The following is an 18,878-nucleotide window of genomic DNA, read 5'->3' as shown; positions in this document are numbered from 1 at the left end:
GGCCGGAAGCGCCGGCCCGCCGGCGCGCTTTTTAAGCGCGCGTTTCAGGGATCGCAGAATTTTAACAGGTGCTAATATGCCGCTCAGGCGCCCCGCGTCCGCGAGGCCGGACGCCGCCCTGCCGGCGTCCTCCCCACCGCGCCGCGCGGGCACAACAAGATGAAAAGGGAATTGTCATGATTACGTTCAAGAGCAAGGCGGCACAGGATCTAGACGTGCTGAAGGATTTCGCTGTATACGTGCTGGGCCTCGTCGGCAAGCAACTGGGCGAACGCGGCGTCATTACGCACGACGAATTGGACCACGCGATCGCGAAGCTGGAAGGCGCGGTCGCGCAGGCGAAGCAGGAACGCGCTGAGCACGCCGGCCATTTCCACGAGGACGACGACGATCACGCGCACCACGAAGTGCCGGCAAGCCTCGCGCAGCGCGTCGCACCGTTCCTCGCGATGCTGCGTGAAGCGAAGGCCGCGCAGGCCGACGTGCACTGGGGCTTCTGAACGCCCGTCGCCCGTCGCCGGTGGCCACGCGCCGGCCGGCCGACGCAGCCCGGCAGGCCAAAATGCCATGAAAAAGCCCGCATCGCGCGGGCTTTTTCATTTCGTATGACCAAAGGGGCGCGCCGATGCGCGCGCCGCGCCCGGATCACAGCTGCGGCGCGAGCGCGCGGCGCGCGTCGTCGAGCGACAGCGACATGCGCCGCGCATAATCGTCGAGCTGATCCTGCCCGATTTTGCCCACCGAGAAATACCGGCTGTCCGGATGCGCGAGGTAGAAGCCCGACACGCTCGCCGCCGGGAGCATCGCGAGCGAATCGGTGACGCTCATCCCGATCTCGTCCGCGTGCAGCGCCGCGAACATGTCGCGCTTCACGAGGTGGTCGGGGCAGGCCGGATAGCCGGGCGCCGGACGGATGCCCGCGTACTTTTCGGCGATCAGCGCGTCGTTGTCGAGCGTCTCGTCGCTCGCATAGCCCCACAGCTCGCGGCGCACGCGCGCGTGCATCGCTTCGGCGAACGCTTCCGCGAAGCGGTCGGCGAGCGCCTTCAGCATGATCGCGCTGTAGTCGTCGTGGTCGGCTTCGAACTGCTTTTCCTTCACGTCGACGCCGAGGCCGGCCGTCACCGCGAACATTCCGATGTAGTCGGCGACGCCCGAGTCCTTCGGCGCGATGAAGTCGGCGAGCGAGCGGTTCGGGCGCATCACGCCGTCGACCACCGGCCGCACGCTCTGCTGGCGCAGGTTGCGCCACGTGAGCAGCACTTCCGAGCGCGTGTCGTCGGTGTAGATTTCGATGTCGTCGTCGTTCACCGTGTTGGCCGGCAGCAGCGAGATCACGCCGTTCGCGGTCAGCCAGCGGCCCTGGATCAGGCGCGCGAGCATCGACTTCGCGTCGGAGAACACGCGGCGCGCGGATTCGCCGACGATCTCGTCGTTCAGGATCGCCGGGTACGGGCCCGCGAGGTCCCAGGTCTGGAAGAACGGGCCCCAGTCGATGTAGTTCGCGAGCTCGTTCAGGTCGTAGTTCTTGAACACGCGCCGGCCGATGAACTTCGGCTTCACCGGGCGGTAGCTCGACCAGTCGATCTTCGTCTTGTTCGCGCGCGCTTCGGCGAGCGTGACCATCGGCTGCGCCTTGCGGTTCGCGTGCTGATCGCGGATGCGCTCGTAGTCGGCCTTCAGGTCGTCGAGGTACTTGGCCGCGCCTTCGTCGGACAGCAGGTTCGACGCGACCGACACCGAGCGCGACGCGTCCGGCACGTAGACCACCGGCCCTTCGTAATGCGGCGCGATCTTCACGGCGGTGTGCACGCGCGACGTCGTCGCGCCGCCGATCAGCAGCGGGATCTTCTTCACGCGGAAGTAGTCGTCGCGCTGCATTTCCGACGCGACGTAGGCCATTTCCTCGAGGCTCGGCGTGATGAGCCCCGACAGCCCGATGATGTCCGCGCCCTCGACCTTCGCCTTCGCGAGGATCTCGTTGCACGGGACCATCACGCCCATGTTGACCACTTCGAAGTTGTTGCACTGGAGCACGACCGACACGATGTTCTTGCCGATGTCGTGCACGTCGCCCTTCACGGTCGCGATGACGATCTTGCCCTTCGCGCGCACGTCGCCGCCCGCTTCCGCGAGCAGGCGCTTCTCTTCCTCGATGAACGGGATCAGGTGCGCGACGGCCTGCTTCATCACGCGCGCCGACTTCACGACCTGCGGCAGGAACATCTTGCCCTGGCCGAACAGGTCGCCGACGATGTTCATCCCGTCCATCAGCGGGCCTTCGATCACGTTGATCGGGCGCCCGCCCGCCGCGGCGATCGCCGCGCGCGCTTCCTCGGTGTCTTCGACGATGAAGTTCGTGATGCCGTGCACGAGCGCATGCGCGAGACGCTTCTCGACCGGCTGGTTGCGCCACTCGAGGTTCTCTTCCTTCTTGGCCGCGCCGGTCTTGAACTTGTCGGCGATCTCGAGCAGCCGGTCGGTGGAATCGGCGCGGCGGTTCAGGATCACGTCCTCCACGCGCTCGCGCAGCTCCGGGTCGAGGTCGGCGTACACGCCGAGCTGGCCGGCGTTCACGATGCCCATGTCCATCCCGGCCTGGATCGCGTGGTACAGGAACACGGTGTGGATCGCCTCGCGCACCGGGTCGTTGCCGCGGAACGAGAACGACACGTTCGACACGCCGCCGCTCACCTTCGCATACGGCAGGTTCTGCTTGATCCAGCGCGTCGCTTCGATGAAGTCGACCGCGTAGTTGTTGTGCTCCTCGATGCCGGTCGCGACCGCGAAGATGTTCGGGTCGAAGATGATGTCTTCCGGCGGGAAGCCGACTTCGTTCACGAGGAAGTCGTACGAGCGCTTGCAGATCTCGGTCTTGCGCTGGTAGGTGTCGGCCTGGCCGGTTTCGTCGAACGCCATCACGACCGCGGCCGCGCCGTAGCGGCGGATCAGCTTCGCGTGGTGGCGGAACGCGTCCTCGCCTTCCTTCAGCGAGATCGAGTTCACGATCGCCTTGCCCTGCACGCATTTGAGGCCGGCCTCGATCACGTCCCACTTCGACGAGTCGATCATGATCGGCACGCGCGCGATGTCCGGCTCGGACGCGATCAGGTTCAGGAAGCGCACCATCGCCGCCTTCGAATCGAGCATCGCCTCGTCCATGTTGACGTCGATCACCTGCGCGCCGTTCTCGACCTGCTGGCGCGCGACCGCGAGCGCCTCGTCGAACTGGCCGTTGAGGATCATCCGCGCGAACGCCTTCGAGCCGGTGACGTTGGTGCGTTCGCCGACGTTGATGAAGAGCGTCCCGGACGTGACGTTGAACGGCTCGAGGCCGGCAAGGCGCATCATGTGATCGGTCATGGCGGTGCGAATTCTGGTGAGGTAGGGCGGGCGTTGATGCGGGTGGTCAGGCGGCTTCGCTGTACTGGCTCGGCCAGCGGCGCGGCTTCACGTCGGCGAGCGCCTTGGCGATCTCGGCGATGTGCTCGGGCGTGGTGCCGCAGCAGCCGCCCGCGAGGTTCACGAGCCCGGCCTGCGCGAACTCCTTCAGCAGGCCCGACGTGACGTCCGGTGTCTCGTCGAAGCCGGTGTCGCTCATCGGGTTCGGCAGGCCCGCGTTCGGGTAGCAGGACACGTAGGTGTCGCACAGCTTCGCGAGCTCGGCGATGTACGGGCGCATCAGCGCCGCGCCCAGCGCGCAGTTCAGGCCGAACGTGAGCGGCTTCGCGTGGCGCAGCGAATTCCAGAACGCCTCGACCGTCTGGCCCGACAGGATGCGGCCCGACGCGTCGGTGACGGTGCCCGAGACCATGATCGGCAGGCGCTCGCCGGTGTCCTCGAACAGTTCGTCGAGCGCGAACAGCGCGGCCTTCGCGTTCAGCGTGTCGAAGATCGTCTCGACGAGGAACAGGTCGACGCCGCCGTCGAGCAGCGCCTTCGCCTGCTGGTAGTACGCGGCGTGCAGCTCGTCGAACGTGATGTTGCGCGCGCCCGGATCGTTGACGTCGGGCGAGATGCTGGCCGTCTTCGGCGTCGGCCCGATCGCGCCCGCGACGAAGCGCGGCTTGCCGGGCGTCGCATGGCGGGCGGCCGATTCGCGCGCGAGGCGCGCCGATTCGACGTTCATCTCGACGACGAGGTCTTCCATCCCGTAGTCGGCCTGAGCGACGGTCGTCGCGCCGAACGTGTTGGTCTCGACGATGTCGGCGCCGGCCGCGAAGTACTGGTCGTGGATCTCGCTGATGATCTGCGGCTGCGTGAGCGACAGCAGCTCGTTGTTGCCCTTCACGTCGCGCGGGAAATCCTTGAAGCGCTCGCCGCGATACGCGGCCTCGTCGAGCTTGTAGCGCTGGATCATCGTGCCCATCGCGCCGTCGAGGATCAGGATGCGCGATTTCAGCAGCGCGGGCAGTTCGGCGCCGCGCGTGTAGCGCGCGTCGGGCGGGGCGGAAGCGGCGAGAGGGGACGCAGACATGGCGGCAGAGCGGCGAAGACGGGAAAACCGCCATTGTAGCCGCTGCGCCGGCGCGTCGCCCGCGCTCGCGCCGGGCGGCGGCGGCGATGCGCGCCACCGACTGGGCCGGCGGCCGCCTCAAACGAAAACCCCCGCCCGGCGAACCGGACGGGGGCTTGGATCGGAGTGCTCGCGGGGCCGCGCAAGCGCGGCAAACGGCCCGGCGTGGCGCCGGGCCGCGCGTCGTCAATGCAGGACGACGGGCATCATCATCAGGCTGTCGAACTGGCCGAGGAACTCGTCGACTTCGTCGAGCGACGGCTCATCCTCGATCAGCTGCTTCACGTGGGCGCGGAATCGCTCCGCGAGTTCGCCGTCGATGAAGATCTCGCGCTGCGCGTTCTTGTCGACGATTTCGTATCCGCCGGCATTCATCAGATGGTGGCCGGCCTGCGGCGCAAATTCGACGACGCAGTAATTGGGGCTGTTGTAGATCATTTGCATGGCGGCACTCCTCTTCGCAGTGGCATCTGGCCTTGTTGTCCCGTAGGTGGGGTAGCCTTTGCCGGTTTCAAGGGGCTTGCGCTGCACACCCCGTTCTCCCGTTCGCGTGGGGTGTATCGGGTTAGAAGCCGATGTCTCTAAAACGTTTCCTATTGTGATCCGGTGCACTGAAATAGTTGTTAAAGAGTGTCATCGGCCATTTTTTCAATACCTTTAATCGGTCGAAATTGCCGATCGATGCCGCCTCATTGTGCGGGCGGCGCGGAGGCAGGCGTCGCGTCCGTCGGCGCGGGCATCGGCGGCTGCGCCGACGGCTGCTCGGACGGCTGTTGCGTAGGGCCAGCCGGCTCGCTCGCCGGCGCGGCAGATGCCGATGCCGGGGCAGGCGCGTTCGTTGCGTCCGGCGCCGAGCGGTCAGCCGGTGCAGCCGGGACGGTCGACGCAGCCGGTGCAGCCGGCGGCGCGAGCGGGCCGTGCCACACGAGCTCGATCTGCGCGCCGTTCGGTTCGGTCTGCATCAGCCGCGCGGGCAGCCAGCCGAGCGACGGCGCGAGCCACATGTCGATGCGGCGCGTGTCGCCCGCGCGGCGCGGCAGCCGCATGAAGTGGCGGGCGCGCACGATGCCGGCCTGCGTGTGCACGTCCTCGTCGCCGATCACCATGATCGGCCAGGTCTCGCCGTTGTTGTTGTCGATCACGAAGAACTGCTGCGTGACGCCCGGCCGGTACGCCGACGGATTGCCGCGCACGAGGCCCGACAGTTGCATCAGCATGCTGAAGCGATCCTGCACGCCGTCGGGCAGCGGCGCGTTGTTCGGCGTGCGCGTGAACACGACCTGGTGAATCTCGCGGTTGAAGATCGCAATGTCCTCGGGGCGCTTGCCGCGCTGTTCCACATATCGGTCGGGCGCGACGCCGAAGGCGTCGATGCGGCCTTCGCTGCGGTACGTGAACGGGCCGATGAACGGCACCGGCATCGACACCGACAGATCGTACGTGCGTCCGTCGTTGCGCCAGTGGATCGTGCCGATCATGTTCTGCATTCCGTTGTAGAACGTGTCGTATTGCAGGTCGCCGGACGGCGGCGCGTCGAATTTCACGCCGCTCGTCGCGGGGCCTGGCGTCGCGGCGCTCGCGGCCGATGCTGCTTGCGCGCCGGACGCGCCCGCCGTGCCGCTCGCTGCCGATGCGGCCGATGCTCCCGATGCCGCAGCAGGCGGCGGCTCGCCGTGCTCGGCGGTCTGCGTCGACGTGAGCACGCGCGGCTGCGCCGGCGCCGGCTTGCGCGCCGCGCGGGCCGGCTTCGCGGGTGCGGCGGCGGCCGCGGCCGGAGCGTCGACCGGTTTCGACGCGGGCCGCCGCTCGATCGGTTGCGGCTTCAACAGTTCGATCTGCACCGGAATCTCGGCGGGCGCGGGCGGCGTGAACGCGTCGCGATTGCGCGCGAGCCACCACGCGGCGAGCGCATGCAGCACCAGCACGACGACGAGCGCGACGCCCACGCGCAGCCAGCGGCGGGGCAGGACGTGACGAGGACGGGTGGCGGCAGGCGGCATCGACGAAATGGAGCGGAAGGAAGGCCATGGCGCAGCGGACGTGCCGCGCGTCACAGCTCGGACCGCCGCGCGCGCCGCGCGTTCGCGTGCATCGCGGGCAGGGGCGCGCGCCGCCCGTCAGGCGTCGCGCGCGTCCGGACTATAGCCGAGTTCGTACGACAGTTTTTGCGCGCAAGCGCGCAGCGCGGTGTCGATCTCGCCGCCCCAGGCGATGTCGAAGCTGCCTTCCTGGCCGAGCGCGACGACCGCGAGCGCGAGTTCGCCGACCGCATCGAACACCGGCATGCAGAACGCGTGGATCGTCGGCAGCAGCATGCCTTCGACGCGCGCGGCCCGATGCGCGCGCACGTCGGCGAGCACGGCGTCGACTTCGGCGAGCGTGCGCGGGCCGCCGTGATGCGGCGAGCGCCGCGTATCGGCGAGCTCGCGTTCGATCATCGCGGCCGTCTTGCTGCGCGGCAGGTACGCGGCGAACAGCAGGCCCGTCGCGGAACCGAGCAGCGGCATCACGTCGCCGAGCTTCAGCGACGCCTTCGCCGGATGGCTCGATTCCATCCAGTGCACGATGGTCGGGCCCTGGTTGCCCCATACTGCGATGCCGACCGTCTGGTCGACGCGGTCGCGCAGCTCGGTGAGCGCAATGCGCGCGAGCTTCACGCCGTCGACGCGCGCGAGCCGCGCGAGCCCCATCTGCAGCGCGAAGCCGCCGAGTTCGTAGCGGCCCGACACCGGATCCTGCGACACGACGCCGAGCCGCGAGAAGCTGACCAGATAGCGGTGCGCCTTCGCGGGGCTCATGCCCGCGCGCTGCGCGAGGTCGCGCAGCATCATCGCGCGCGGCTCGCGCGTCAGCACGTCGAGCAGGCGGAAGCCGACCTCGATCGACTGGATGCCGGAGCGCAGCTTCTCGCCGCCTTCGCCGTGCTCGCCGGAGCCGGCGTCGTCGGAATCGGAATCGGCGAGATCGTCGTCGGGAAGCGGGCTGGCGGGCATGGGCAACGGCGCGCGGCAAGGCGGCAAGGATGGAGCGAAAACGGCGCGCATGCGAGCGTGCGCGCCGCACGGATTCACCATCGTAAAATAGATTCCCTCCATCGTCACTACAACGGCAGACCCCCATGAAACTTGCATCGCTGAAGGACGGCACGCGCGATGGCCAGCTGATCGTCGTGTCGCGCGACCTGCACACCGCGGCGATCGCCGACGCGATCGCCCCGACGCTGCAGCGCGTCCTCGACGACTGGGCGTTCTACGCGCCGCAACTGCGCGAGCTGTACGACGCGCTGAACCACGGCCGCGCGCGTCACACGTTCGCGTTCGACGCGGCGAACTGCATGGCGCCGCTGCCGCGCGCCTTCCAGTGGGCCGACGGCTCCGCCTACGTGAACCACGTCGAGCTGGTGCGGCGCGCGCGCGGCGCCGAGATGCCGCCGGAGTTCTGGACCGATCCGCTGATGTACCAGGGCGGCAGCGACGACTTCCTCGGCGCGCGCGACGACATCGTGTGCGCGTCCGAGGAATGGGGCATCGACTTCGAGGCCGAGGTCGCGGTGATCACCGGCGACGTGCCGATGGGCGTATCGCCGGACGACGCGCTGAAGGGCGTGCGGCTCGTCACGCTGGTGAACGACGTGTCGCTGCGCAACCTGATTCCGGCCGAGCTCGCGAAGGGCTTCGGCTTCTTCCAGAGCAAGCCGGCCACCGCGTTCGCGCCGGTCGCGGTGACGCTCGACGAGCTCGGCGACGAATGGCGCGACGGCCGCGTGCACCGGCCGATGATCGTCCACTGGAACAACCGCAAGGTCGGCCAGCCGGACGCGGGCGCCGACATGGTGTTCCATTTCGGCCAACTGATCGCGCACGCGGCGAAGACGCGCAACCTGCGCGCCGGCTCGATCGTCGGCTCGGGCACCGTGTCGAACAAGGACGCGAAGCGCGGCTACTGCTGCATCGCCGAGAAGCGCTGCCTCGAGACGATCGAGCACGGCGCGCCGCAGACCGACTTCATGCGCTACGGCGACACCGTGCGCATCGAGATGTTCGATGCGGCCGGCAAGTCGATTTTCGGCGCGATCGAGCAGGCCGTCGCGCCGCCCGACGGCGCGGCCTGACGTACGGCGCTGACGCGCGGTCTGACGCGCGCGCCGCGGCCGGCCCGCGCGCCGGGTTTCGCCCGATGTTTGCCCGCGCGGGCTTGGCTACACTCGATTCAGGCGTTTCAACCGACCCACGAACCCGGGAGCTGGGCATGGCCGATCTTGCCGCCTATGGCGGTTACGAAGCATTGAAGGTGACGCGTCGCGCGCATGGCGTGCTCGACATCGTGATGAGCGGCGAGGGCGCGAACCGCAGCGGCCTCGCCACAGCGAACGCGCGGATGCATCGCGAGCTGGCCGACATCTGGCGCGACGTCGACCGCGATCCCGACACGCGGGTCGCGGTGATCCGCGGCGAGGGCAAGGGCTTTTCGGCGGGCGGCGATCTCGCGCTCGTCGAGGCGATGGCCGACGACTTCGACGTGCGTGCGCGCGTGTGGCGCGAGGCGCGCGACCTCGTCTACAACGTGATCAACTGCAGCAAGCCGATCGTGTCGGCGATGCACGGACCGGCGGTGGGCGCGGGGCTCGTCGCGGGCCTGCTCGCCGACATCTCGATCGCCGCGAACGACGCGCGCATCATCGACGGCCATACGCGGCTCGGCGTCGCGGCCGGCGATCATGCGGCGATCGTCTGGCCGCTGCTGTGCGGGATGGCGAAGGCGAAGTACTACCTGCTGCTGTGCGAGCCGGTGAGCGGCGCCGAGGCCGAGCGCATCGGCCTCGTGTCGCTCGCAGTCGAGCCGGACGCGCTGCTGCCGAAGGCGTACGAAGTGGCCGAGCGGCTCGCGCACGGCTCGCAGTCGGCGATCCGCTGGACCAAGTACGCGCTGAACAACTGGCTGCGCAGCGCCGGGCCGACCTTCGATTCGTCGCTCGCGCTCGAATTCATGGGTTTTTCCGGGCCGGACGTGCGGGAAGGCATCCGTTCGCTGCGCGAGCGGCGCGCACCCGATTTCTCCCCGGACGCGCCGTTCTGACGCGCGCTATGATCGAATCACACGCGGCGCGGCCCGTGCCGGCCGCTTCGCTCACCCAGTCAACCAGGATGCCCGTATGACGACCGATGCCCCCGGCTCCAATCCTTTCGCCGGCTTCGCCGGCTTCAAGCCCGCCGACATGCTCGACCGGATGTGGGACATGATGCGGATGTCGCCGTTCGGCGGGATGGCGTCGTTTCCCGGCGCCGCGTCGGGGCTGCCGCCGTCGCTGTCGAGCATGTCCGACATGATGACGCCGCTCACGAGCGTCGAGGAGCTCGACAAGCGGATCACCGATCTGCGCGCGGTCGAGCAGTGGCTCAAGCTCAATCTCGGCATGCTGCAATCGGCGATCCAGGCGCTCGAGGTGCAACGCGCGACGCTCGCGACGCTGCGCGCGTTCGGCGCGTTCGCGCAAAGCTCGATGTCGGCCGCCGAGGAAGCCGCGGTCGCGGCGGCGCAGGCCGCGTCCGCGCCGCGCGCCGAGGCGAGCCAGCCGGCGCCGGACGCCGACGCGCCCGCGGCCGGCGACGCCGCGCAGCAGCCGTTCGATCCGGCCGGCTGGTGGAACCTGCTGCAGACGCAGTTCAACCAGCTCGCGAGTCTCGCGATGGCGCAGCCGGGCGCGCAGCCCGGGGCGCCGGCCGACGCGGCGCCCGAGCCGGCCGGGCGCGGGCGCAGCCGCGCCACGCAAGCCGGCCGCGAAGCGGGCGAAGCCGGCCGGCTCGGCGGCCGCGCGCGCGGCCGCGGCGTCGTCGCCGGAAACGCGTCCGCCGAAGCGCTCGACGTGACGCTTCGCACCTAGCCTGCAGGCCGACCATGCGACTCGCGCTCGTGCTGATGGGCGGCGGCGCACGCGCCGCGTATCAGGTCGGCGTGCTCAAGGCGCTGGCCGAGATCGCGCGCGAGGCCGATCCGCTCCGCCATACGACGCCGTTCGCGGTGGTCTGCGGGTCGTCGGCCGGCGCGATCAATGCGACGTCGATCGCGAGCCACGCCGACGATTTCTCGCACGGCGTGCGGCGCCTGCTCGAATTCTGGGAGCCGCTGCGCGCCGACTACGTGTATCGCACCGACTGGCTCGGCATCGCGGCGGCGGGTGCGCGCTGGCTCGCGACGATGACGTTCGGCTGGGCGGCGCGCCGCTCGCCGCGCGGGCTGCTCGACAACGCGCCGCTCGCGCACCTGCTGCAGCGCGAGCTGAGCTTCCACCGGATCGAGCAGATGCTCGAGAGCCGGCTGCTGCATGCGCTGTCGATCACCGCGCTGAGCTACTCGAGCGGCCGCCATCTGACCTTCTACCAGGCCGCCGAGCCGATCCAGGCATGGCGGCGCGCGCAGCGCACCGCGCGACTCGTCGATCTGTCGGCGTCGCACCTGCTCGCGTCGTCGGCGATTCCGTTCGTGTTCCCCGCGGTGCCGCTCGTGCTCGACGGCCAGATCGAATACTTCGGCGACGGTTCGATCCGGCAGGTCGCGCCGCTGTCGCCGGCGATCCACTTCGGCGCGGACCGGATCGTCGTGATCGGCGCGGCCGATCCGCGGCCGGAAATCCCGGCGCCGAACGGCTCGGGGCTGGTGCGCGGCTATCCGACGCTCGCGCAGATCGGCCAGCAGGTGCTCGCCAGCGTGTTTCTCGACTCGATCGGCTCGGACATCGAACGCATCGAGCACATCAACCGGATGATCGAACACCTGCCGCACCAGGTCGAGCTGGACAGCGGCTGGCGGCACGTCGACGTGCTCGCGATCGCGCCGTCCGAGCGCATCGAGCTGATCGCCGCGAAGCACCTGAAGCAGATGCCGGTGACGATGCGCGGGCTGCTCGGCGCGGTCGGCGGCAGCCAGCCGGCCGGCGCGTCGTTCGCGAGCTATCTGCTGTTCGAGGAGGCGTTCACGCGCGAACTGATCGAACTCGGCTACCGCGACGGCCGCGCGCAGCGCGACACGCTGGCCGCATGGATCGCGGGCGCCGACGGCGGCAGCGCGGCGGTGCCCGGCGCCCGGTCCGAAGACGGTCGGCCGGCTGGTGAAATGCGGGTCTGATGCGATGTCGCGCGGCTCGACGCGGCGCGACCGTGCGAGGCCGGTGACGTCGAGCACAGTCGCCCCACCGTTTTCCAGCTGCGCGGCGACCGCGAGCAGTGCGCCGGCGCAGGCGCTGGTTGTGTTTCGCGACGCGCGCCCCGCGACCGTTCGTCGCACCGCCATTGGCGGCGCGCGACCGGACGGGCGTCTCGGAACCGTCATGCCCGCGTGCTATCATGGCCGCCGCCGTATACACCATATCGAGCAGTCTGCTTGCCGGCCGCTGTGCGCGATTCCGCCTGGAGCCGCGTCGCGCCGGGCAGGTTCGCCAACGGGCCGGCTTGCGCCGGCCACCACATCGGGCACGCGCAGCCGGTTCCGTTCGAACGGAGCGGGGCCGCGGCGTGCTTCAGGGCGGCAGCGCGGCCGCCCGGCTGCCGGACGTGGAATCTGCGTCCGGGGGCCGGTTTCCCGCGTAAAATTAGAGTCTTGGCTGCAAAAAGCGCGTTCGCGCGCCGCTGCGGCAACAGTCACGTTTAGAGAAGTCGCATTGCGCAGAACAGGGGTGGGACCATCATGAACACCATGCTTTATCCGGAACTTTACAGGTCGCTCGAGGCAGTCCGTTGGGACATGGAGAAGGACATTCCGTGGGACAAGTTCGACGCATCGCTGCTCACCGACGAGCAGGCGAAGACGATCAAGATGAACGCGATCACCGAATGGTCGGCGCTGCCCGCGACCGAAATGTTCCTGCGCGACAACCAGCACGACAGCGATTTTTCCGCATTCATGAGCGTGTGGTTCTTCGAAGAGCAGAAGCATTCGCTGGTGCTGATGGAATACCTGCGCCGCTTCCGGCCGGAAATGGTGCCGACCGAAGAGGAACTGCACGCGGTGCGCTTCGAGTTCGATCCGGCGCCGCCGCTCGAAACATTGATGCTGCACTTCTGCGGCGAGATCCGCCTGAATCACTGGTATCGCTGCGCGGCCGACTGGCACACCGAGCCGGTGATCAAGCACATCTACGAAACGATCTCGCGCGATGAAGCGCGCCACGGCGGCGCGTATCTGCGCTACATGAAGAAGGCGCTGAACAACTGCGGCGACGTCGCGCGCGCGGCGTTCGCGAAGATCGGCGTGCTGATGGCGTCGGCGCGCCGCACCGAGAAGCCGCTGCACCCGACCAACCTGCACGTGAACCAGGCGCTGTTCCCGCGCGACACCGTGCAGTCGCGCCTGCCCGATCCGGAATGGCTCGAGCGCTGGCTCGACGAGCAGATCCGCTTCGACGGCGAGTGGGAAAAGAAGGTCGTCGACCGCATCCTGCACAACCTGTCGATCCTGTTCGAGCGCACCTTCGCGACCGCGCAGGAGCTGAACCGCTATCGCAAGGAAGTCACGAACCGCCTGCAAGCCGAAAGCGGCCCGTCGTCGGCCGCGCAGCCGGCCTGAGGCCGCGCGGCGTCGCAGCCGGCGTGATGCTGCGCCGGCCGCGTTCGCCGTCGTTCGACGCATGAAGCCCGCCCGGTGGTCCGGCGGGCTTTTTATCTGGCGCCGCCGCGTTGCGTCGCGACGCGCAGCGTGTGCCGCCCACGCCATCCGACCTTCATCATGCCCGCTACTTTCGAACGCAAGCTGATCACCCGCGACGCGCTGGTCGCCCTGCGCGCCTCGCTGCCTTCGCCCGTCGTCTTCACCAACGGTGTGTTCGACATCCTGCATCGCGGCCACGTCACGTATCTCGCCGATGCGAAGGCGCTCGGCGCCTGCCTGATCGTCGGCGTGAACAGCGATGCGTCGGTGCGCATGCTCGGCAAGGGCGACGATCGCCCGATCAATCGCGACGACGACCGGATGGCGCTGCTCGCGGCGCTGGAGAGCGTCGACTGGGTCGTGAAGTTCGAGGAGAAGACGCCGGTGTCGCTGATCGAGGCCGTCCGTCCGGACATCCTCGTGAAGGGCGGCGACTACGACATGGATGCGCTGCCGGAGTCGGCGCTCGTGCGCGGTTGGGGCGGGCGCGCGCTCGCGATTCCGTTCGAGCACGATCGGTCGACCACGGCGTTGCTGAAGAAGGTGCGCGCGCAGCAGCCTTGAGCCGCCGCGCACCGCACCGTCACGGCGCCGAGGCCGGCAACGGCTCCGCAGTGACGGCCGGCGCGGCGATCGGCGCGCCGATCACCGGCTGATCGGTCGCCTGCGCGAGCGGCGTTGCCCGCAACACCTCCGGATGCACCTGCCGCTCCAGCACGCCCGGTTCGCGCGGGCCGGCCGCCGGCAGCGGCCCGAACACGCCGCGCACCGCGACGAACGCGAGCATGTTGGCGAGAAAGAGAACAGCGATCAGCCAGCGCAGCATCGTCGACACTCCTCTTCATGGTTCAGTCGTTCCGCCGTCCGGCGCAATGCCGTCCGGGGTGCGTCAGTCCCGCGCCGCGCCCTCCGCGGCAATCAGCGCGAGCCCGGACAGAATCAGCCCGTCGTGCCGCGTATGCGGCAGCGTCAGCGCGCGCGCGACGTCGTCCGCCGCGCCGCCCGCCAGCACGAGCCGCACCGGCGCCTGCCACGCGGCGGCGAGATCGCGGCACGCGCGTTCGATCAAACCCGCCTGCGCGTACAGGCAGCCGGCCGACAGCGAGCGCGGCGTGTCGATCTGAAACGGTTCGGCGCGCGCGTCGGCGAGCAGTCCGCTCGCGATGTCGGTGCTCAGCGTCGGCAACTGTGCGGTGTGCGTGCCGAGCGCACGCATCATCAGCGCCCAACCGGGCGCGATCAGCCCGCCGGTGAAGCGGCCGTCCGCGCGCAACGCTTCGAGCGTCGTCGCGGTGCCGAACGTCGCGATCAGCAGGTGCTCGTCCGGGAACGCCGCATGGGCGCCGATCAGGCCGGCCCAGCGATCGCTGCCGAGCTGCTCGGGCGACGTATAGCCGTTCGTCACGCCGCACTGCGCGGCGCGCGCGCGGATCGTCGTGCGCGGCAGCGCCGGCCACTGCGCGTCGAGCAACGCGTCGAGGCGGGCGGCCACGTCGGCGCCCGCGACGTTCGAGATCCACGCGCCTTGCGGATGCGGCAGCGCCGACCAGTCGGGATCGGCGCCGCCGTCGCGCGTATGGCCGAACGCGCCGCTCGCGACGAGCGCGCGCTGCGCGTCGGCGAGCGCCCATTTGATCCGGCTGTTGCCGGCGTCGATCAGCAGATGCGGTGCGCTCATTGCGCTTCGCGCAGCGACACGTCGCCGGCGGCGATCGCCTGCACGCCGTCCGGCGTGTCGAGCAGCAGGCGGCCGGTCGCGTCGATGCCCGTCGCGATGCCGCGCGCGCGCTCGACGCCCTGTTCGAGCAGCACGACCTCGCGTCCCGCATAGGCGTGCAGCGCGTGCCAGCGCGGCACGAATGGCGCCAGCCCGTCGCTCGCGAACTGGGCGAGCGCCGGCGTGAGCGCGTTCAGCGCCGCAGCGAGCGTGTCGGTGAGATTCGCCGATGCGCAAGCCGCGGACAGCGCGGCCGGCGGCAACCCGCTCGCGAGCGCCGCGTCGCGCGCGCGCAGCGCATCGACCTGCGCGGCGACCGCTTGCGCGCCGCGCACGTTGATGCCGAAGCCGATCACGACCGCGGTGGCGTCGTCGGTGTTCCACACCGTCTCGATCAGGATGCCGGCGAGCTTGCCGGCGATGCGCGTGGTGTCGCCTTCGGTGCTGGTCAGCAGCAGGTCGTTCGGCCATTTGAGCGCGACGCGCGTGCCGCCGTCGAGCGGCAGCGTCGCGAGCCCTTCCGCGAGCGCGACGCCGATCGCGATGCTCAGGCCGCTGAGCGCGTCGACGGGGCGCGGCACGATGCAGCCGACCGAGCACAGCAGCGCGTTGCCGGGCTGCGCGAACCACGGACGGCCTTGCCGGCCGCGGCCGGCCGTCTGCTCGAACGCGACGCGCACGAGCGGCGCGGGCAGCGCGTTCGCGGTGCGCGGCAGCGCCTTCAGGCGGTTTGCCAGGTCGGCGTTGGTCGAGCCGGTGGCGGCGACGATGTCGAGCGGCCACGCGCGCGGCGCGGCGTCCAGATGGGCGTCGAGCCGGTTGCGCGCGATGTGCGCGTCGCCGGCTTCGGGCTTGTCGGAGGAGGTCGGGGCGTTCATGGCGCCTATTGTAGCGACAGGGCGCGGCCGCGCGTGCCGGGCGGCGCGTCGGGCGGGTGCCTGCGATTGGCGGTTGCACGCACCCGCCCCGCCATCACGGCGCGATCACCGGATGTTTCAATGCATGCGCTGTTTCGATCCACTGCGCGTGGAACTCGGTCGCGTCGGGCCGCAGCCCCAGCTCGCCGTTGCGATACGCCATCGCGAGCGTCTGCACGGCTTCCGGCAGCTCATGCTCCGCCGCGCGGCGATACAGCGCGAGCGCGCGCGCTTCGTCGCGCGGCACGCCGCTGCCGTCGCGGTACGCGTTCGCGAGCATGAAGTCCGCGGCCGGGATGTCGGCGCGCGCGGCGCGCTCGAACCACTGCGCGGCCCGCGCGGGATCGGCCGCGGTGCCGTAGCCGCTGCGGTAGATCAGCCCGAGGTAGTACGCGGCCGCCGCTTCGCCGTGGCCGGCCGCTTCGCCGAGCAGCGCGCGTGCGCGCGCGTAGTCCTTCGGCAGGTCGCCGCTGCCGAGCAGCAGTGCCTTGCCGAGCGCGAGCTGCGCCCGTCGTGCGGCCGGTGCGTCGGCTTGCCCGTCGGCCCGTGCCGCGGTTTCGAGCCAGTTGCGCCCCTCGTCGCGCAGCCCCGCCTCGCGCGCGTCGACTAGCGCGATGCCGAGCGCAGCCTGCGCGTCGGCCGAGCCGCGGCGCGCGAGCGTGCGCAATTGCGCGAGCGCGTGCGGTTCGACGGCCTGCGCGACCATCGCCTGCCACTCGTCGATCTGCGCGGCGCTCGGCGCCGGGCCGGCCGCGCGCCAGCCGGTCGCCGCGACCACCGCCGCGACGGTCACGGCCGCCGCCGCCAGCAACGCGGCCGGCGGCAGCTTCGCGCGCACGAGACGCCGCACGGCGGCGGGGAAACCGGCCTCGGCCGGTCGCATGGTGCGGATCGGTTGCATCGTGGCTCGCGTCGTCATTGCGTGAGGTCGATCTCGTAGATGGCGAGGTTCTTGCCCGAGCCGTCGTCGGCGGTGACCTGCGTGAGGCCGGTCAGGCCGGCGGCCGTCGCGTCGGCGAGCCGGTTCGGCGCCGACGTGAACCGCACGTGCGCGAGCGAGCTGGCGAGCTTCGTGAAGCGCCAGCTGCGCTGCGCGCCGTCCGCCGCGCGCGTGATCGTGCCGCGCTTCTTGATGAACGCGATCAGCACGTCGCGGTTCGCGTCGGGCGACGCGAAGATCGTCTTGCTGCCGTCGAGGCCCGGGAAGTTGCCGCCGCCGCTCGCGCGGTAGTTGTTGGTCGCGACGATGAACTGCGCGTTCGGGTCGAGCGGCGCGCCCTTGTACGTCAGGTTTCGAATGCGGCTGCCGACCGGCTGCGTGACGTCGATCTCGTAGGCGAGGTCGGCCGACGTGAACATGTCGAAGTTGTAGCCGGGGAAGCTGCTGACGAGCGGCTGCACGGTCGCCTTGGTCGGGTCGATCGTGTTGAAGCGCTTGGCGGCCGTCTCGAGCCAGTTCTTCACGTCGGCGCCGCTCACCTTCACCGCATACACGGTGTTCGGATACAGGTACAGGTCGGCCGCGTTGTTGATCGCCAGCGCGCCCGGCGCGACGTCGGTGTAGTCGCTGCCGCCGCCGAAGCCGCTCTTGAACGGCGCGCTCACCGACAGCACCGGCAGCGACGCGTACTGCGGCAGGTTCGCCTGCACGTAGGTCTTCACGTAGTCGGCCTGCGCCTCGTTGACGATCTGGATCGCGCCCGGATCGCCGACGTCCGCGAAGTACGAGTTCATCCGGTAGTCGGTCGAGCCGATCGGCGTCTTCACGTAGTCGATGGTCGCCTGGTGCTCGGCCGCGATCGCCGCGGACACCGACGGATCGGCCGCGACGTAGCTCTTGTCGGCGTTCTGGATCGGCCGCGCCTCGACGGTGGTCTGCGACTTGTCGACGCTCCAGGTCTTGCCGTCGAACTTCAGCCCGAGCTTGATCACGCCCAGATGCTTGCCCCAGTAGTTCGCCATCACGGTCGGCACGCCGTTGACGGTGCCCTTCACCTTGTCGACGCCCGGCAGGTTGAACTGCGCGACCGTGCTGTTCGCGTCGGGGAACACCTGGTGCGAATGGCCGATCAGCATCGCGTCGATGCCCGGCACGGTCGACAGCCACCAGCTGCCGTTTTCCATCGTCGGCGAATACGCCGTGTTGTCGAGCCCGCCGTGCGAGATCGCCACGACCAGATCGGCGCCCTTCGCGCGCATCTCGGGGATGTACTTCTCCGCCGCTTCCTTCAGGCCGGTCGTATAGACCTTGCCGTCGAGCCAGCGTTTGTCCCAGCTCATGATCGCGGGCGGCGTGAAGCCGATGATGCCGACCTTCACCGGCGCGCTGACCGTCTTGCCGTCGGGCGTGACGGCCGTGACCGTGCGCGTGAGGATCGTGTACGGCGTGAACAGCGGCGCGTTGGTCTTCGCGCTGATCACGTTGGCGAGCACCTGCGGGAAGTTCGGCCCCGCGCACTTCTTCTGCTGCGCGGGGGCCGGCAGCCCGTCGACGTCGAACGTGTTGCCGGTGACCTGCGACAGGTACGGCAGCCCGTAGTTGAATTCATGGTTGCCGATCCCGCCGCCGTCGAATCTGGCGGCGTTCATCACCTTGTAGATCGCGAGCGTCTGGTCGCAGCCGAGCGGCTTCACGAGCGCCTGGTAGTCGGCCAGCGCGGTGCCCTGGATCGTGTCGCCGTTGTCGAGCAGCAGCGAGTTCGGATACTGCGCGCGCGCCTGCGCGATCAGCGTCGACACGCGCTCGAAGCCGAGCGAGTTGTCGGCGGCGAGCTTGAAATAGTCGTACGACAGCACGTTGGTGTGCAGGTCGGTCGTTTCGAGCAGCGCGAGCGTCGCCGTCGTGCCGGCGGGCGCCTGGGCCTGCGTTTGCGGCGCCGAAGCGGTGACGTCGTCGCCGCCGCAACCGGCGAGCGCGAACGCGAGGGAGGCGAGCGCGGCGGCGGTGCGCACGCGGCGGCGGGAAAGCGGGGGGAGACGCATCGATTGTCCTGTTCGGGTTCTGTTCTATGGGTCACGCGGTGCGCGGCGCGATGGCGGCGCGGGTGCCGACGGCCTGATGTGCGGCGCGTGAGAGTATCGAAAGGAA

Annotated in this window: 16 protein-coding genes and 1 pseudogene; 7 read left to right on the top strand and 10 right to left on the bottom strand. The window is 69.7% G+C overall.

The genetic code is table 11. The features are described from left to right. Positions 1-176 precede the first annotated feature (176 nt). The gene (locus MYA_RS13035) at positions 177-500 is read left to right on the top strand and encodes a DUF1840 domain-containing protein (protein WP_011886166.1); all 324 of its coding nucleotides are present in this window, start codon (positions 177-179) and stop codon (positions 498-500) included. A 145-nt stretch (positions 501-645) separates the two neighbouring features. On the opposite strand, the gene metH is transcribed toward MYA_RS13035, so the two are convergent. The 5 genes from metH to MYA_RS13010 all read right to left on the bottom strand — a co-directional run bounded on the left by metH (position 646) and on the right by MYA_RS13010 (position 7,509). Continuing rightward, positions 646-3,363 carry a methionine synthase gene (gene metH, locus MYA_RS13030; RefSeq protein WP_041493901.1) on the bottom strand — a complete coding sequence of 906 codons (2,718 nt, stop codon included), beginning with the start codon at positions 3,361-3,363 and terminating at the stop codon, positions 646-648. Positions 3,364-3,409: 46 nt separating this feature from the next. Further along, entirely contained in the window at positions 3,410-4,477 is a 1,068-nt protein-coding gene (locus MYA_RS13025; protein ID WP_014723742.1) for a homocysteine S-methyltransferase family protein, read from the bottom strand. Positions 4,478-4,702: 225 nt separating this feature from the next. Further along, positions 4,703-4,960, bottom strand: a complete 258-nt coding sequence (locus MYA_RS13020) for a BTH_I0359 family protein (protein ID WP_006477667.1) — start codon at positions 4,958-4,960, stop codon at positions 4,703-4,705. 245 nt (positions 4,961-5,205) lie between these two features. Next, entirely contained in the window at positions 5,206-6,516 is a 1,311-nt protein-coding gene (locus MYA_RS13015) for a DUF3108 domain-containing protein (RefSeq protein ID WP_041493900.1), read from the bottom strand. A gap of 117 nt (positions 6,517-6,633) precedes the next feature. Further along, positions 6,634-7,509 carry an IclR family transcriptional regulator gene (locus tag MYA_RS13010; RefSeq protein ID WP_041493899.1) on the bottom strand — a complete coding sequence of 292 codons (876 nt, stop codon included), beginning with the start codon at positions 7,507-7,509 and terminating at the stop codon, positions 6,634-6,636. 125 nt (positions 7,510-7,634) lie between these two features. On the opposite strand from MYA_RS13010, the gene MYA_RS13005 reads away from it, so the two are divergent. From MYA_RS13005 to rfaE2, 6 genes and pseudogenes are all read left to right on the top strand, one after another. Then, entirely contained in the window at positions 7,635-8,627 is a 993-nt protein-coding gene (locus MYA_RS13005; protein WP_014723739.1) for a fumarylacetoacetate hydrolase family protein, read from the top strand. Between the two features lie 137 nt (positions 8,628-8,764). Then, positions 8,765-9,592 carry an enoyl-CoA hydratase/isomerase family protein gene (locus MYA_RS13000; RefSeq protein WP_014723738.1) on the top strand — a complete coding sequence of 276 codons (828 nt, stop codon included), beginning with the start codon at positions 8,765-8,767 and terminating at the stop codon, positions 9,590-9,592. 76 nt (positions 9,593-9,668) lie between these two features. Further along, positions 9,669-10,383 (top strand): annotated as a pseudogene (locus tag MYA_RS12995) (PhaM family polyhydroxyalkanoate granule multifunctional regulatory protein). 28 nt (positions 10,384-10,411) lie between these two features. Further along, positions 10,412-11,638 (top strand): patatin-like phospholipase family protein, encoded by a 1,227-nt coding sequence (locus MYA_RS12990; protein ID WP_011886158.1) that lies wholly within the window; start codon positions 10,412-10,414, stop codon positions 11,636-11,638. A gap of 558 nt (positions 11,639-12,196) precedes the next feature. Continuing rightward, positions 12,197-13,075, top strand: coding sequence for a ferritin (locus MYA_RS12985; protein WP_011886157.1), 879 nt, complete (start codon positions 12,197-12,199; stop codon positions 13,073-13,075). Between the two features lie 159 nt (positions 13,076-13,234). Continuing rightward, complete coding sequence (gene rfaE2 / locus MYA_RS12980; RefSeq protein WP_011886156.1) at positions 13,235-13,720, top strand: D-glycero-beta-D-manno-heptose 1-phosphate adenylyltransferase; 486 nt, start codon at positions 13,235-13,237, stop codon at positions 13,718-13,720. Between the two features lie 19 nt (positions 13,721-13,739). On the opposite strand, the gene MYA_RS12975 is transcribed toward rfaE2, so the two are convergent. From MYA_RS12975 to MYA_RS12955, 5 genes are all read right to left on the bottom strand, one after another. Then, the gene (locus MYA_RS12975) at positions 13,740-13,982 is read right to left on the bottom strand and encodes a hypothetical protein (RefSeq protein ID WP_011886155.1); all 243 of its coding nucleotides are present in this window, start codon (positions 13,980-13,982) and stop codon (positions 13,740-13,742) included. Positions 13,983-14,045: 63 nt separating this feature from the next. Then, on the bottom strand, positions 14,046-14,834 hold the full coding sequence (locus MYA_RS12970; RefSeq protein ID WP_014723732.1) for a type III pantothenate kinase: 789 nt from the start codon (positions 14,832-14,834) through the stop codon (positions 14,046-14,048). Then, positions 14,831-15,751, bottom strand: coding sequence for a biotin--[acetyl-CoA-carboxylase] ligase (locus MYA_RS12965; RefSeq protein ID WP_014723731.1), 921 nt, complete (start codon positions 15,749-15,751; stop codon positions 14,831-14,833). Before MYA_RS12965 ends, MYA_RS12970 begins: the two co-directional genes overlap by 4 nt. Positions 15,752-15,845: 94 nt before the next feature. After that, on the bottom strand, positions 15,846-16,691 hold the full coding sequence (locus MYA_RS12960; RefSeq protein WP_034192575.1) for a tetratricopeptide repeat protein: 846 nt from the start codon (positions 16,689-16,691) through the stop codon (positions 15,846-15,848). 14 nt (positions 16,692-16,705) lie between these two features. Continuing rightward, a complete protein-coding gene (locus tag MYA_RS12955) occupies positions 16,706-18,772 on the bottom strand; it encodes a bifunctional 2',3'-cyclic-nucleotide 2'-phosphodiesterase/3'-nucleotidase (protein ID WP_034192528.1) in 2,067 nt (688 codons plus the stop codon). Positions 18,773-18,878 lie beyond the last annotated feature (106 nt).

It is taken from the genome of Burkholderia sp. KJ006, from assembly GCF_000262695.1.
In the GTDB taxonomy this organism is placed as follows: domain Bacteria; phylum Pseudomonadota; class Gammaproteobacteria; order Burkholderiales; family Burkholderiaceae; genus Burkholderia; species Burkholderia vietnamiensis.
This window is presented reverse-complemented; position numbering and strand designations above follow the sequence as displayed.

Coding starts and splice junctions, on each gene's coding strand:
- MYA_RS12960 (WP_034192575.1), bottom strand. CDS start 16,691: ATGCAACCGATCCGCACCATGCGACCGGCCGAGGCCGGTTTCCCCGCC.
- MYA_RS13020 (WP_006477667.1), bottom strand. CDS start 4,960: ATGCAAATGATCTACAACAGCCCCAATTACTGCGTCGTCGAATTTGCG.
- rfaE2 (WP_011886156.1), top strand. CDS start 13,235: ATGCCCGCTACTTTCGAACGCAAGCTGATCACCCGCGACGCGCTGGTC.
- MYA_RS12965 (WP_014723731.1), bottom strand. CDS start 15,751: ATGAACGCCCCGACCTCCTCCGACAAGCCCGAAGCCGGCGACGCGCAC.
- MYA_RS13035 (WP_011886166.1), top strand. CDS start 177: ATGATTACGTTCAAGAGCAAGGCGGCACAGGATCTAGACGTGCTGAAG.
- MYA_RS12985 (WP_011886157.1), top strand. CDS start 12,197: ATGAACACCATGCTTTATCCGGAACTTTACAGGTCGCTCGAGGCAGTC.
- MYA_RS13000 (WP_014723738.1), top strand. CDS start 8,765: ATGGCCGATCTTGCCGCCTATGGCGGTTACGAAGCATTGAAGGTGACG.
- MYA_RS12990 (WP_011886158.1), top strand. CDS start 10,412: ATGCGACTCGCGCTCGTGCTGATGGGCGGCGGCGCACGCGCCGCGTAT.
- MYA_RS13010 (WP_041493899.1), bottom strand. CDS start 7,509: ATGCCCGCCAGCCCGCTTCCCGACGACGATCTCGCCGATTCCGATTCC.
- MYA_RS12975 (WP_011886155.1), bottom strand. CDS start 13,982: ATGCTGCGCTGGCTGATCGCTGTTCTCTTTCTCGCCAACATGCTCGCG.
- MYA_RS12955 (WP_034192528.1), bottom strand. CDS start 18,772: ATGCGTCTCCCCCCGCTTTCCCGCCGCCGCGTGCGCACCGCCGCCGCG.
- MYA_RS12970 (WP_014723732.1), bottom strand. CDS start 14,834: ATGAGCGCACCGCATCTGCTGATCGACGCCGGCAACAGCCGGATCAAA.
- metH (WP_041493901.1), bottom strand. CDS start 3,363: ATGACCGATCACATGATGCGCCTTGCCGGCCTCGAGCCGTTCAACGTC.
- MYA_RS13025 (WP_014723742.1), bottom strand. CDS start 4,477: ATGTCTGCGTCCCCTCTCGCCGCTTCCGCCCCGCCCGACGCGCGCTAC.
- MYA_RS13005 (WP_014723739.1), top strand. CDS start 7,635: ATGAAACTTGCATCGCTGAAGGACGGCACGCGCGATGGCCAGCTGATC.
- MYA_RS13015 (WP_041493900.1), bottom strand. CDS start 6,516: ATGCCGCCTGCCGCCACCCGTCCTCGTCACGTCCTGCCCCGCCGCTGG.